11 protein-coding genes are annotated in these 14,723 nt (G+C 32.7%); 10 read left to right on the top strand and 1 reads right to left on the bottom strand.

The window, feature by feature from the left end; all coding sequences use genetic code 11:
• Window positions 1-15: 15 nt before the first annotated feature.
• Window positions 16-1,500, top strand: coding sequence for an L-arabinose isomerase (araA, locus tag CN601_RS03050; RefSeq protein ID WP_098170009.1), 1,485 nt, complete (start codon window positions 16-18; stop codon window positions 1,498-1,500).
• A gap of 42 nt (window positions 1,501-1,542) precedes the next feature.
• Window positions 1,543-3,141 carry a xylulokinase gene (locus tag CN601_RS03055; protein WP_098170010.1) on the top strand — a complete coding sequence of 533 codons (1,599 nt, stop codon included), beginning with the start codon at window positions 1,543-1,545 and terminating at the stop codon, window positions 3,139-3,141.
• Between the two features lie 174 nt (window positions 3,142-3,315).
• Here the strand turns inward: CN601_RS03055 and CN601_RS26785 are convergent, their stop codons facing one another.
• Window positions 3,316-3,552, bottom strand: coding sequence for a hypothetical protein (locus tag CN601_RS26785; protein ID WP_098121201.1), 237 nt, complete (start codon window positions 3,550-3,552; stop codon window positions 3,316-3,318).
• Between the two features lie 471 nt (window positions 3,553-4,023).
• Between CN601_RS26785 and CN601_RS03065 the strand changes: the two genes are divergently transcribed.
• From CN601_RS03065 to CN601_RS03100, 8 genes are all read left to right on the top strand, one after another.
• A complete protein-coding gene (locus CN601_RS03065) occupies window positions 4,024-4,446 on the top strand; it encodes a VOC family protein (RefSeq protein WP_098121200.1) in 423 nt (140 codons plus the stop codon).
• A gap of 196 nt (window positions 4,447-4,642) precedes the next feature.
• A complete protein-coding gene (locus CN601_RS03070; RefSeq protein WP_098170011.1) occupies window positions 4,643-5,164 on the top strand; it encodes a DUF2628 domain-containing protein in 522 nt (173 codons plus the stop codon).
• Window positions 5,165-5,432: 268 nt separating this feature from the next.
• The gene (locus tag CN601_RS03075) at window positions 5,433-5,954 is read left to right on the top strand and encodes a GNAT family N-acetyltransferase (RefSeq protein WP_098170012.1); all 522 of its coding nucleotides are present in this window, start codon (window positions 5,433-5,435) and stop codon (window positions 5,952-5,954) included.
• A gap of 99 nt (window positions 5,955-6,053) precedes the next feature.
• Window positions 6,054-7,184: a DNA polymerase III subunit beta gene (gene dnaN / locus CN601_RS03080; RefSeq protein ID WP_098121197.1), complete on the top strand. Its 1,131-nt coding sequence runs from the start codon at window positions 6,054-6,056 to the stop codon at window positions 7,182-7,184.
• A 321-nt stretch (window positions 7,185-7,505) separates the two neighbouring features.
• On the top strand, window positions 7,506-8,843 hold the full coding sequence (locus tag CN601_RS03085) for an arsenic transporter (protein ID WP_373604950.1): 1,338 nt from the start codon (window positions 7,506-7,508) through the stop codon (window positions 8,841-8,843).
• Window positions 8,844-8,869: 26 nt separating this feature from the next.
• A complete protein-coding gene (locus CN601_RS03090; RefSeq protein WP_098121195.1) occupies window positions 8,870-9,535 on the top strand; it encodes a DUF2642 domain-containing protein in 666 nt (221 codons plus the stop codon).
• A gap of 555 nt (window positions 9,536-10,090) precedes the next feature.
• Window positions 10,091-11,665 carry an Ig-like domain-containing protein gene (locus CN601_RS03095; RefSeq protein WP_142317297.1) on the top strand — a complete coding sequence of 525 codons (1,575 nt, stop codon included), beginning with the start codon at window positions 10,091-10,093 and terminating at the stop codon, window positions 11,663-11,665.
• Window positions 11,666-11,701: 36 nt separating this feature from the next.
• A complete protein-coding gene (locus CN601_RS03100) occupies window positions 11,702-14,401 on the top strand; it encodes an Ig-like domain-containing protein (RefSeq protein ID WP_098170014.1) in 2,700 nt (899 codons plus the stop codon).
• Window positions 14,402-14,723: the final 322 nt, after the last annotated feature.

The following is a 14,723-nucleotide window of genomic DNA, read 5'->3' on the forward strand; positions in this document are numbered from 1 at the left end:
TTAGGAGGATTTACATTGTTATCTACAAAAAACTATGAATTTTGGTTTGTAACTGGAAGTCAATTATTGTATGGAGAAGATGTACTTCGACAAGTGGAGGAGAATTCAAAAACAATTGTAAATGGATTAGATGATGATTCTCATATCCAATATAGGGTACTCTTTAAAACAGTATTAAAAGATTCAGAGTCAATTCGTAAATTAATGTTAGAAGCAAATGCTAATCAAAATTGTGCTGGTATTATTACGTGGATGCATACTTTCTCACCATCTAAAATGTGGATTGCTGGTCTTTCATCACTTCAAAAGCCATATCTACACTTAGCTACACAGTTTAATCGAGATATTCCTTGGGATTCAATCGATATGGATTTCATGAACTTGAATCAGGCCGCGCATGGAGACCGCGAACATGGTTTTATTGCAGCTCGCATGAATATTAAGCGTAAAGTTATTATGGGTCATTGGGAGAATCCATCAGTAAGAGAACGCATTGGCAGCTGGATGAGAACTGCAGCAGGATTTGAGGAAAGTAAAAATCTTAAAATTGCGAGATTTGGTGATAATATGCGTCAAGTTGCAGTAACCGAGGGTGATAAGATTGAAGCACAAATTAAGCTTGGCTGGACTGTGAATGGATACGGAGTGGGGGACCTTGTTCAGCGAATGAATGATGTAACCGAACAAGAAATTGACCAGTTAATGGCTGAATATGAGCAGAAATACGATATTACGCCTGAGGGGCTGACTGATGGCCCAACCCGCGAGTCAATCCGTTATCAAGCTACAATTGAACTAGGTATGAAGCATTTTCTTACAGAGGGCGGATATACTGCATTTACGACAACTTTTGAAGACTTGCATGGCATGAAACAACTTCCTGGTCTTGCTGTTCAACGTTTGATGGAACAAGGATACGGTTTTGCAGGTGAAGGTGACTGGAAGACGGCAGCACTTGTAAGATTGATGAAAATTATAGCAGGAAATGAAGGGACATCATTTATGGAAGACTACACCTATCATTTTGAACCAGGAAACGAAATGGTTCTTGGTGCGCATATGCTTGAAGTTTGCCCTTCAATCTCAGCAACTCGTCCAAAAATCGAGGTCCATCCACTTGGAATTGGTGGCAAAGAAGATCCAGCTCGAATTGTATTTGATGGGAGAGGCGGTAGCGCATTAAATGCAACGATCATTGACCTTGGACATCGCTTTCGATTACTAGTTAATGAGGTTGAAGCAGTTCAACCAGAAATAGAGATGCCAAATCTTCCAGTTGCAAGAGTGTTATGGAAAACCGAACCCAGTTTAAATCAAGCGGTTGAAAATTGGATTCAAGCCGGCGGAGCACACCATACTAGCTTTTCATACAAAGTAACGACTGAACAGCTGAGAGATTTTGCTGAACTCACTGGAATAGAGATGGTCGTAATTAACAAAGATACTAAAACAGAGGCATTCAATAATGAATTACGTTGGAACGATGTGATTTACAGATAGATTAATAGATTTGCATAAAATCTAGGGCTTGAGGTGAGTAAGATGAGTCTCGATAAAAGAGACGCCATTCAAAGTGGTAAAACAGTTCTTGGAATAGAACTTGGTTCAACTCGAATTAAGGCAGTGCTCATTGGAGAAGATCATGTACCGATTGCTTCGGGTAGTCATGATTGGGAAAATAGTTATATCAACAATAGATGGACCTATAGTGAAGAGGATATTTGGAAGGGTATACAAAACAGCTATAAAAAGTTGGCTGATGGAGTAAAACGCCAATTCGGAGTCACCTTACAAAAAATAGAAGCTATTGGCTTTAGTGGAATGATGCATGGCTATATGGCGTTTGACCATGATGGAGAACTTTTAGTACCATTTCGTACTTGGCGTAACAATATTACCGAACAGGCGTCAAAAGTACTGACAGAATTATTTAACTATCAAATTCCTCAGCGCTGGAATATCGCTCATCTATATCAAGCCATTTTGAATCAGGAAGAGCATCTAGCGGGTATTACCTTTCAGACTACTCTTGCTGGTTATATCCATTGGAAATTGACAGGACAGAAAGTGCTAGGGATTGGTGAAGCTTCAGGTGTATTTCCAATTGATTTGAATAGTAGAAACTATAATCAAAGAATGATTGATCAATTCAATGATTTAATTGCAGCACGTAATTTACCTTGGAAATTAGAAGAGATTCTGCCTAAGGTCTTGGTAGCAGGAGAAAATGCAGGTTATCTTACTGAAGAAGGTGCAAAGCTTCTAGATGTTACTGGAGAACTTCAGCCTGGTATTCCATTTTGTCCGCCAGAAGGTGATGCAGGTACTGGTATGGTCGCAACAAACAGTGTTGCTAAGCGAACCGGGAATGTATCAGCGGGAACTTCAGTATTTGCAATGGTTGTATTAGAAAAAGAGTTGTCCAAAGTATATCCTGAAATTGACCTAGTCACGACACCTAGTGGCAATTTGGTAGCCATGGCTCATTCTAATAACTGCACTTCAGATCTAAATGCATGGACCAGCCTGTTTGATGAATTCGCAAAAGTAATAGGGATGGAAGTTGATGGAAATAAGTTATATGAAACTCTTTATAACTTAGCTCTTCAAGGAGATCCGGACTGCGGCGGTTTACTTGCTTATGGCTATCTTTCCGGCGAACATATGACTCACTTCGAGGAGGGTCGTCCATTATTTGTCCGTTCTTCAAGTAGCAATTTCAATCTGGCTAATTTCATGCGTGTTCATCTCTATACAGCTCTAGGTGCACTGAAGATTGGTATGGATATTCTTCTCAAACAAGAAGAAGTGAAACTAGATGAAATACTGGGTCACGGTGGTTTGTTTAAAACGGAAGATGTAGGACAAAGCATCATGGCCGCCGCTCTTAATGTTCCGGTTTCGGTAATGGAAACAGCAGGAGAGGGCGGAGCATGGGGAATTGCCCTGCTTGCATCTTATATGATTAACAAGGCGGAAAATGAATCACTTGAAAAATATTTAAACCAAAGAGTATTTATAGAAGAAGAAGGAAAAGCAATATCTCCTGATCCTAAAGATGTTGAAGGATTTGAGTTATTTATGGAACGTTACATTAATGGTTTGGCAATTGAAAGAGCAGCAATAGATTATCTTAAATAAAAAATGAGACATTTTAAATAACCCTTGACGCAATTGCCGTTGAGGGTTTTTATTTGTTGGGTAAAAAGAGGTAAAGGAAGTATGATTAAAATTTTATCAAAAAATGACCAACTTTTATTTGAAATCTTTTTTAGACAAAATGCAATGAAATTAAGAGTTCAAAAAAAGTAAATATCACTCTGTGGTAGATGGATTATTGTTTGTTGACTCATTTGTCGTATTAGGATTCTCGTTCATATTTATAATACGTATGACAACTAGTAATAAAACGTATAAATTTCTTATTATTCGATCATTAGTAATAGTTCTTAGAAGGATTGCAATAGCGAAAGTCTCAGCTAGATTACCACTAAGTAATAGAGTTGAAATTTCTTTGAGAAGAACAAGTATATAATTATCATTTGAATCCATAAAATTGCCCCCTAACTTTAATAAGTAAAATATTCAAAAGAAATTAAAAAGTGAGTGGATGAAGAAAAATCAATTCGCAATTTCAAATATCCTTGTTGGATTATCGAATAAAGTACATTAATTTTTTCGAAAAAACTGATGGCGTAAGGGTGTAGGATGGGAAAAAGAATAGTTATTTATCAAATTTATTAAAATGAACAACAAAATAAAATTAAAAACTTAATTAAATGCAACTAACTCATTCATAAATCGAGCAAGATTCAACTACTTCAGTCATTTTAATTGATCGTATACAAATATGCTAATTTATTAAAAAGTCGATAATACCATTAATGAACTCACTAGTGGTATTATTTCAAGGCTAAATAACCCACTTTAAATTTTAAAGGGATTAAGGACTTAAAGTAGAAAATATAGAAATGGGTACTCTATGTTGAGATTAATTCAAAATTTTAAAAAGAGGTGTTTCTAATGATTTTAGGTATCAGCCCTTATTTAATATTGAATGGAAATGGACAGGAAGCTGTTTCATTTTATGAACATGCATTCAATACAAAGACCCTTGTGCTTCAAAGATTTGGCGATATGCCTGGGGAAGAAAATACAAATTTAACTGACGAAGAAAAAAATCGAATCTTACATGCACATCTCAAAGTTGGTTCAACAGATTTAATGATCTCTGACACATTTACAGGTCTACCTTATCAAATTGGCGATCAAACCTCCTTAGCACTTTCAATTACTGACGTTGAAACAACAAAAGAAGTATTCGGCAAATTACAAGATGGTGGGAAAGTCATCATATCACTACACGAAACTTTTTGGAGTCCCTTATACGGTCAAGTAGTAGATAAATTTGGTGTTACATGGCAGATTTCAACTATGCCAGCTTAATAAAATAGTCTAAAAAGAGAATCTTCAAATTCGAAGATCTTTTTTTATGTTTTGAATCCAAAATAAATACACAAACTTTTTAGACTCGAATTTCTAATTCCCCGATGTAAATCAAGAATGTGCAGATAATTCAAAAAACGATTTTCATAAAGAATTTTGTCTGTCATACTATTAATTATAGAAGGGAGAAATACCTATGTCAGAACAAGATCAAACAAGTAACATAACAGACACAAATGATGTCGAACGATTTTGGCAGTTTGCGGGCAACAATGCGAATGTGTACGCAAATCGTTTAAGAATTTTTTCGCAATCTGACTATGATTACGCACGGGAACACAAGCAATTGAGCTGGAATTGGGCAAGTTTCTTTTTAGGTGTGTACTGGATGGCGTACCGCAAGATGTGGGGATGGGTCAGTATTTATTTTGCTTATTATATCCTGTCCGATTTATTGTTTAGCCAAGTGAGCGCATTAGACCGTTTGGTGAATTTAATTATCAGTGTTCTCCTCGGAATGTACGGCAACGCGCTATACTTCGCTCATTCCGCGAAAAAAATTGATGCAATTAAAAGAACATCAATTTCAGCACAAGAAAAAAATGCCGAATATGAACGGATTGGTGGTACAAGTGGTAAATCAGTAGCACTTGCAATTGTGCTCACAATCGCTATCATCACGGTACTCACCCTTATTGAATACCAATGGAATAAATGAAAATCCTATAACGCTTTCTACAGCAGCAAAAAAAGATAGTTTACCAATGAATGTGCACATTTTAAATTTTTAATCCATTTTACTCACAATAGATGTAATAATTAGTAGATGAAGAAATTTATAAAATCTAGCAAAAGTTAACAGAATGGTAGACTACTTAGGTAGTCTATTTTTTGTGCGAACTGGAGGAATATGGAATAAATAGAAGGACTATCCAAGTGTGAACTGTAATATATATATTTAATTCTAAAAGTTTGAGGTGGAATAAATGAAAATTAGAAAAGCTAATCTAAATGATGCAGAAGGAATAGCCAAGGTACACGTCGATAGCTGGAGAACCACTTATAGAAACATACTACCAGATCATTTTTTACAAAGTCTATCATACGATCAAAGAACTGATATATGGAAAACAAATTTTTCTCATAAAAATAATTATATTTATGTAGCAGAAAATAATGAGGGAGAAATTATTGGTTTTGGGACATGCGGTAAAAGAGAAAAGAATAAAGTTGACCATTCGGGTGACTTAACTTCTATTTATCTACTTGAAGAATATCAAGGAACAGGAACTGGAAAACAATTATTGATGCAACTTTTTAATCAATTTAAAGAATTAAATTTTAATAGTGTATTCGTTGAAGTGCTAGAAGACAATAAAACCCGTTATTTTTACGAGTATTATGGGGCTGAATTATTGAAATCTGAAAAGATAAATATTGCAGGGACGGAATTGAATCTTCTAGTATATGCATGGAAAGATATTGATAATGTTTTAGCAAAGTTTTAATTTATGTGTTCTTTCATTAAGCATAATAGATATTAAAAGGGTTCTGGAATAATTTGTCGAATTTCTTGAAAGTAGCTCTATATGGAAGGGAAATTCAAAATGGAATTTAACATAAATAATGATTATTTTAATCAAGCAATCTCAGAGGTTAGTAGAGTAATCTCACTAAAAACAACAATACCCATTCTGACAGGTATTAAAATAGTAGCAAATTCCCAAGGACTAACTTTAATTGGAAGTAATTCAGAAATTGTAATAGAAAAAACGATTCCTATCGAAATTAATGACGTTAAAATCGTAGAGGTTAGTAAACCTGGTAGTATAGTAGTGTCTGCTAAATACATTAGTGATTTAGTAAAAAAATTACCAAGTAAAATAAAAGTTACAGTAAATGAAAAGCAATTAATGACAATACAATCTGATGAGATTATAACTCATATAAATGGATTCGATTCTGAACAGTATCCACTGCTACCTTTAATAAAGAATGAGAATCAAATTAAAATTCCAATTTCTGAAATGATTGAAATGATTAGACAAACTGTTTTTGCGGTTTCAAAAAACGAGGCAAGACCTGTTCTAACAGGCGTTAATATGTCTATATTAGAGAACAAACTAAAATGTGTAGCAACAAATTCTCATAGGTTAGCACTTAAAGAGTTAAAAATAGATTCAGTAATGAATGGTTCATTCATAGTACCAAGCGCTAGCCTTAACGAAGTAGTAAAATTATTTAGTAATGATTCAGATGAAATGAATGTATTTATTACCGAACAATATATTGTCTTTAAATCAGAATTGATTTCACTTTATTCAAGATTAATAGAAGGGAAATATCCAGAAGTATCAGGACTAATTCCTAAAGAATTGAAGACAAAAATGACACTTGACACGAAACAATTATTAAAAGGTTTTGAAAGAGCAAGTATCTTTGCGAGTGAATGGAAGAACAACAATGTTTATTTAGAAATTCTAGATGGTTCAAAACTGAAAATTTCATCCCACTCATCGGAAGTTGGAAAAATAGAGGAAATACAGATCATTAAGAATTTGACTGGTCAGCCAGAATTAAATATCTCCATTGACGCAAATTATATGATAGAGTCACTAAAAGTAATAAAAGAGGAAGAGGTTTCAATAAGTTTTAGTGGATCGATGAAACCATTCATAATTAAACCGATTAACAACAATACTCATTTACATCTAATTTCTCCTGTGAGAACTTACTAACGGATTCCTTTCACCTAGTTGGTGTAAAAGGGATACTTCCATTTTTAAGTTATTGAGAAGCTCTTTATTGAGAGCTTCTCTTTTTTATTTTCATTTATTTAGTAAAAGAGGATAATCTCCCAATTACTCTGGACAAATGCCACGATAGTCATTTATCTTTACGGGACAATTGAATTATATAGGTAAAACAACTATCTTTCATAATTTAATGAAATAACCTAAAACACGAATGCTATATTTGAATAATAATATAACAAATGGACAAGTTCTATTGAAAAATATTTTAAAAGAAGGTGAGTTTTATTGAATTTTGAAATTCTAATGAGTGCTAGTGTATTTCTTTTAACAATGGCAATCATTTTTTGGAGGCCAAAAGGAATAAATGAAGCATGGCCTGCTGCAATTGGGGCAGCCATCATTTTACTAACTGGGATTGTGACAAAAAGTAATTTAATCGATATTGTACACAAAATTGGTGAAGCATCGATTACCATTATTGCAACGATTGTCATGGCGATTATTTTAGAAAGTTTTGGATTTTTCCATTGGTCTGCAGCTAGGCTTGCAAGTTTAGCAAAAGGGTCAGGGCGCAGATTATATTGGTATATCCAGCTACTTTGCTTTTTAATGACATTACTATTTAATAATGACGGCAGTATCTTAATAACAACTCCGATTTTAATTCTTCTATTAAAAAACCTACGTTTAAAACCACATCAACAAATCCCATATCTTCTCAGTGGCGCATTAATTGCTACAGCTTCAAGTGCTCCAATCGGTGTAAGTAATATCGTAAACTTAATCGCTTTAAAAATTGTTCATATGACTCTCTATATGCACACAGCGATGATGTTTGTCCCTGCAAGTACAGGATTACTTTTTATGTCATGGTTAATGTACATGGTATTAAGAAATAAATTACCAAAACGATTACCAGTGTCTACCGATGATATTGAAGAGTCTTTTTTTATTAAAAACTTTCATCCTTTAAAAGGAAAATTGTCAGTAGAAACAAAACAAAAAAGAACAAAATTTATGTTAAAGGTATTAGGATTTGTTTTCCTAATGCGCTGCTTATTATTCGTCGCTTCATTTATGGGAATACCGATTCAATATGTAGCAGTTTTAGGTTCACTCGTCTTATTAGCTTGGAGATGGTACCACTTACGGACAAGCCCTGTAGATATTTTAAAGAAGACACCTTGGCATATTTTAGTCTTTGCATTTTCGATGTATGTGATTATTTACGGACTGCATAATGCTGGATTAACTGAAGCCTTAGTAAAATTCTGTGAACCAATCGTAAATCAAGGATTATTACAAGCAAGTTTTATTATGGGTGGACTAGTATCAATCCTATCGAATTTGTTTAATAATCATCCAGCACTGATGGTTGGAACGATTACACTGACAGAAATGGGTCTTGATCCAATTACGTTAAAGACTATTTATCTAGCTAATATAATCGGTAGTGATATTGGTTCATTATTACTTCCAGTAGGTACTTTAGCATCTCTAATATGGATGCACATATTAAAACAAAATAATATTAAAATAAAATGGAAGGATTATCTAAATGTATCAATAATCGTAATCCCATTAACAACAATTGTTTCGCTGTTTCTACTATATTATTGGGTACAATTAGTATTTGCTTAATTTAAAGAATAAAGGAGGAAATATAATTGAGTGATGTACAATCATTGCTTGGTGAAAAAGTTTATGTCCAATTATCAGGAGAGAATTATTTTGAAGGCATTCTAACTGATTATGGAAAAGACGTATTAGTTTTATATAACGGTCAGAAATATTATTATATTCCATGGTTTCATGTCCACAGGGTTAATCTTAGTAACAACATTAAAGATAAAATCGATCATCCGATTAACCCTTCAATTGCTGAAGACATAGGCACAGTATCTTATCGAAAAATATTAATGAATGCAAAAGGAATTTTTGCAGAAATATATGTAACTGGAAACATCACATTTCACGGATATATTACAAACGTATTAAGTGACTATATCGTGTTTTATTCACCAGTTTTTAAAATGTTATATATCTCGTTATCTCATTTAAAATGGCTAACACCATACAACCATAATGCAAATCCCTACAACGCAGAAATCGAAATATTACCAGTAAATCCATCTAATATGCCATTTTCGCGTTTAATAGAATCGCAATTAAAGAAAGAACAAGGAAAATTTGTCGTTTTTGATGGGGGTCTAGATCCGATGAAAATTGGATTGCTCAAAAGAGTGGAGGATGGAGTAATTGAATTAGTAGCTGCAAGTGGAGAGGTAACGTTATTGAGGCTTAATCATATTAAATCTTATCACACCCCATAGTAATGAAATTCATAAAAAGATTATGTATCTTCCTTTTCATTGCTAATCTCCTTCCAGTCATTACTCTGATGTTCCTTCCCGTTTTCCTAGTCACAAATGATGTGGATCTATTTCAAAAATTAATTTGTTTCATCTTTAATGCCTAAATAAGTTTAATAAGGTAAGAGCGGATAAACAAGAAACAATGAGATAACTAAGAGAGAAGTAGATTAGTTTCTACTTCTAATACATATACCTAGTTGATTTTAATTATAAGTGAATTAATTTATTTTGTTGCCTAAAGTAAGATTTACAAGTGATGACTGGTAGCTTTCAGGATAGTAAAAAGATTAATTCAAATTGTGTGTGACTTGGAACAGACATGTTGTTAAATAGGAAATGTAGTTTTAATTTAATCATACTTTCTTAAAAGGGAAGGTAATTAAACTATTTTTTCTAATTTACTATCTTCATATAGAATAGAAAATAATTATTTCAGTAATTTCTGTTTTGTGAGAAAATAATTAAAGATTATTAATCTGCTATTCAAAAAGTGAAAGAAAGTAGGAAATAAGAATGCTTAAATGGGAGAGGCAAAAGATACACTACTACATGTGTGTGGTTCTTGTTGCTTTGTTTAGTTTTGTTTTATTTAATCGAGGAACACAAGTTCATGCAGAAACAGGGACGATTGTTAAAACTAGTACAATCACAGAAAATACAACCTGGGATTTGAAAGGTTCGCCATATTTTATAAATGGAAAAGTTCAAGTTAAATCTCCTGCTGTATTAACAATTGAGCCTGGTGTTCAAATTATTGGTGTTGGAATCGAACCGAACGTATTAGATGTAAATCAAAATTTAGCCGGTGAAGTACAGAAACCAATATACATGAAAAATATCAATTTAGTTGTTGGATTCTGGGATGTAACAGTTGACCATGTAGTTTTTAATCAAGTGCAATTTTATAAGGAAAATGGGAGTTTAACCTTAACGAATAATGTAATAAGTCAATCTGAATTTCATCTAAATTTTTTGAATAAATCTTCTTTTATCGAGAATAATGTGATAAAAAATAATTCTACCTTATATTTCAATTATGGTTACCAGATGAATATAATGAATAATTCATTTTTTAATAATCTTAATCGAGCGGCTTTGAATAATTATGATCCACAACAAAACCAAAATTCCCAAATAAATGGGAATAATTTTTTAGATACTGGAAAAGAAGTTTATCATCTATTTTACATGTACCCAGCTTTTCATATTCAAGCGGAAAAAAATTTTTATGGAACATCAGATCGTAATGTAATAAATAGAATGTTTTATACGAATCGACAAAATTATGATGGTTCATTAAATTTTGATTATGATCAGTTCCTAACACAATACAATGAGGATGCACCATTTATAATTGTTCCAAAAAAAGTAACAGACGCGTCTAAATTTTTTGAAGGAAAAATAGTTGGAAATCTAAAACATTCTTATTCTATTTCTATCAAATCACCGAAGGGTGTTTTTACTGGTGAAACAACAAGCAATGGGGAATTTAAGTTACCAATCTCGTCACAAATTGCCGGAACAGAAGTAGCGATACAAGCTGCAGATAGTGTAACTGGTCAATATGATTATGATTGGGAAATCGTAAAAGATGAGACACCGCCAGCAACTCCGATTCCAAATTTAGTTACAGATAAATCAAAAATCGTTTCGGGGAAATCTGAAATTGGCTCAAACGTTACTGTTAAAATTAATTCCATAATGTATAAAGGTGTTACGAATACGAATGGTTTGTTTAACATTTCAATTCCAATTCAAAAGGGTGGCACTTCAATTACGATATTCAGTACTGATGCGTCAGGAAATAAAAGCATCGAGAAAAAATTAACCGTAAAAGATGTAACACCACCAAATGCTCCGAAAGTTGGTCTTATTACAAGTAAATCAAAAATAGTATCTGGTAAAACTGAACCATATGCTATTGTTACGATTCAATATAATCGCAGTGTATTTAAATTAAAAGCTGATAAAAATGGTGTGTTTAAAAAGACTGTAAAACCGCAAAAAATTGGTACAAGCTTTACATTTACTTCGTCAGATTTATCAGGAAATCGTAGTCAAAAGACTTCTGTGAAAATAAAAAAATAATTCAACTAATAAAATATTAAAAGTGGGGAAGAAACATTGTTGAAAAGATGTCTATATTTGATATATGTAATCGTACTAATCCTAAGCGTCACGACTTTTGCGAATACATTTATCCCTAAAAAAGTAAAAGCTGCAATTGGTCCAATAGAAACAGGTTTTAAACCATATGATCAAGCACTCGATCCAAATAGTAAAATTGTCTACATGACAACTGAAGATAGTAAAACGCTTTATGCTGTAAACTATCTTTCGGGTGCAATAAAAAAATTAGAGCTACCATATCCTGCAGAACGATTAGAAATATTCGACAATAAATTATATGTAACTCAACAAAAACAAGCGCACGATCGATTTTTCTTTGGAACGCAAGAAGGTGGTATTGCTGAAGTAGATTTATCGACGTTTAAACTATTAAGAGTAATAGATGTTAAAATTGATCCTTTTGACATAGCTATAGATAAAAATGGAATGATTTTCATTTCTTCAGGTTGTGGTCAACATGGAATCACTGATCAATATTCACTTAAAACAAATGAAGAAATGAAAACTCAAGGTAACCAATCGATTTTTACTCAATCGTATATTTTGTGGGCTAATAGCACATCAAAGTTATACTCAATAACAAATGATATCGTAACTCCGAGACAAATTAAGGCACTTGAAATGAAAAACAATACAGCTGTTGCGGGTTATTCAAGTGATATATACCCTTCTTTTAAACCGTATATGAAAATGACTCCAGATGAGCGTTATATGTATACACAGGATGGGAAAGTATTAGATTTATCACTTGTTCAATCAGGTGATATGAAATTAACCTATGATTTTAAAAAGGAATATAATGATTATGCATTTGATCTTTTCAATCGATTAACTTTTGCAGCAAGCAATGGGGGAATAGATGTTTATTCATATGATTCAAATAAATTCCTTTATACATTAGAAAAAAATGTCACTGTCGATCATGTATTGTATCGTGACGGATTAATTGTTTCTTATACGTCAAATGATGGTAAGCATTATCTTTCATATTTAACTGGAACAGATAAGGATACTCCAAATGTAGAGGTCAATCCAGTCAAATCAACAGATTCAATTATTACAGGAAAGACATCGCCTAATGTTCGTGTTTATGCAGATATTTCTTCAAAAAATGTTACAGAAGGCACTGCTACTAGTAATGGGACATTCACTTTAAAAATTCCAAAACAAAAAGTTGGAACTGTTATAACAATTCGTGCAAAAGATTCATCAGGAAATAATAGCAAACCAATTAATTTAAAAGTGGTTGAAAAAATTCCACCGGTCAAAACATTAAATAAGGATGAGTACAGGGAGTCAATTAATCTTGGATTTAAACCAAATGATGTAGTGGCTGATCCCAATCGTCCTATTATCTATATAACGAAAAACGGTAATAAAACGCTCTATTCAGTGAATTACGAAACAGGTATCATAAAAACATTAGAACTTCCATACCCTGCTGAAAGAATCGAACAATATGGTGATAAGCTTTTCGTAACACAACATAAGCAAAGTCATCTGATTTATAGTTCGCAACAAGGTGGCATTGCTGAGGTAAATTTAAGTAATTTTTCGTTCGTGAAATATATCGAATTAAATACTGATCCATTTGATTTATCAATTGATAAAAATGGGATTATATATGTATCAAGCGGCATGCGAATAATAGGTGGCAATAGCGAAGTTAAAGTATACGGCTATTCTGTTCCTGAAAATAAGATAATTGAATTAAGTTCAAAAGCCAATTTATATGAAAAATCGTATCTTTTTTCAAATCCAAGGTTTAATACAATTTATGCAATTAGTACCTCAATGACAAGTGGATCTTTAATTACAATAGATGTAAATAATGCGAATTGGGATGAATCAAACTACCAGGAGTTTAATGGGAGTTATACAAAACTCGCTAAAATTTCACCTGAAGGTTTAGCTGCATATAGTGCTAGTGGTAATGTGTATGAACTAGTTTCAGGGAAATTAATGTGGAGATATAATTTAGAAAATAAGTATAATGATTATGCATTTGATCCGGTAAACAACTTAATGTATGGAGCTAATCAAAATGGCGGGATTGATGTGTTTAATACACATGAGAATAATAGACTTTATACAATTGAGAAAGACATATCTGCTGAATATTTAATTTACAATAATGGATTAATAACAATTTATAAAGATTTATCAGATAATTATTATTTAATGGCCTTTAAAACTGAAAATCAGGATAAACCAAGATTAAGCAAAGTCAACGAAATTTCAAATTTACAATCAACAATTATTGGGGTTGCTTCTCCTAATGTAACAGTCCATGCAAATGTCAATTCGAAAGAAATCGGTGCAACAAAAGCAGATATAAAAGGTCACTATGTTTTAACGATACCAATTCAAAAAGCTGGCGCAGTTGTGAATTTCTATGTGACTGATAAAGAAAATGCGAAGAGTAAGATTCAAAGCTTAGTAGTGAAAGATCGTATCGCACCATTAGCACCAACTATTACTAAATCTAGTTCAACTTCACTTTCAGGGAAATCTGAAATTGGATCGACAGTCAATATCTATTCAGGTTCAACCTTATTAAAAAAAGGAATAACAAATTCAAAAGGAGAATTTGTAATGAGTTTTAGTAAACAGAAAAAAGGAACATCATTACGAATTTTTGCAACAGATAAAGCAAACAACAAAAGTACCGAGAAAGTCATTAAAATAAATTAATGTTAGTGATACAGAAAAAGGATCTTATCTTGCGAATAAGATCCCTTTTTCTATTTAACAGTACTTCAAGTAATTATAACAGTTCACGATGAAACACTTCGGATGCAGTTTTCCTTTCAAAAATTCGAATATGTCCATAGGTATTTCATTACTACCTTCTATCATGAAGAATATGAATTGGAAAAATAAACATGTAATGGTAGATAATTTTCAATCTGTTAGTAACAAGCAAACTTTTTTCCCTCCTCTCGCATTGATCAGTATCAAAGTCTATGACAATAACGAATTTCAATAGATAACTATTGGGAGAGAGATAAATTAA

It is taken from the genome of Bacillus sp. AFS017336 (assembly GCF_002555445.1).
Taxonomy (GTDB): Bacteria; Bacillota; Bacilli; order Bacillales; family Bacillaceae_G; genus Gottfriedia.

Bases quoted from the DNA above. Each gene is read 5' to 3' on its own strand.
- CN601_RS03055 (WP_098170010.1), top strand. From the start codon at position 1,543: ATGAGTCTCGATAAAAGAGACGCCATTCAAAGTGGTAAAACAGTTCTT.
- CN601_RS26785 (WP_098121201.1), bottom strand. From the start codon at position 3,552: ATGGATTCAAATGATAATTATATACTTGTTCTTCTCAAAGAAATTTCA.
- CN601_RS03065 (WP_098121200.1), top strand. From the start codon at position 4,024: ATGATTTTAGGTATCAGCCCTTATTTAATATTGAATGGAAATGGACAG.
- CN601_RS03070 (WP_098170011.1), top strand. From the start codon at position 4,643: ATGTCAGAACAAGATCAAACAAGTAACATAACAGACACAAATGATGTC.
- CN601_RS03075 (WP_098170012.1), top strand. From the start codon at position 5,433: ATGAAAATTAGAAAAGCTAATCTAAATGATGCAGAAGGAATAGCCAAG.
- dnaN (WP_098121197.1), top strand. From the start codon at position 6,054: ATGGAATTTAACATAAATAATGATTATTTTAATCAAGCAATCTCAGAG.
- CN601_RS03085 (WP_373604950.1), top strand. From the start codon at position 7,506: ATGAGTGCTAGTGTATTTCTTTTAACAATGGCAATCATTTTTTGGAGG.
- CN601_RS03095 (WP_142317297.1), top strand. From the start codon at position 10,091: ATGCTTAAATGGGAGAGGCAAAAGATACACTACTACATGTGTGTGGTT.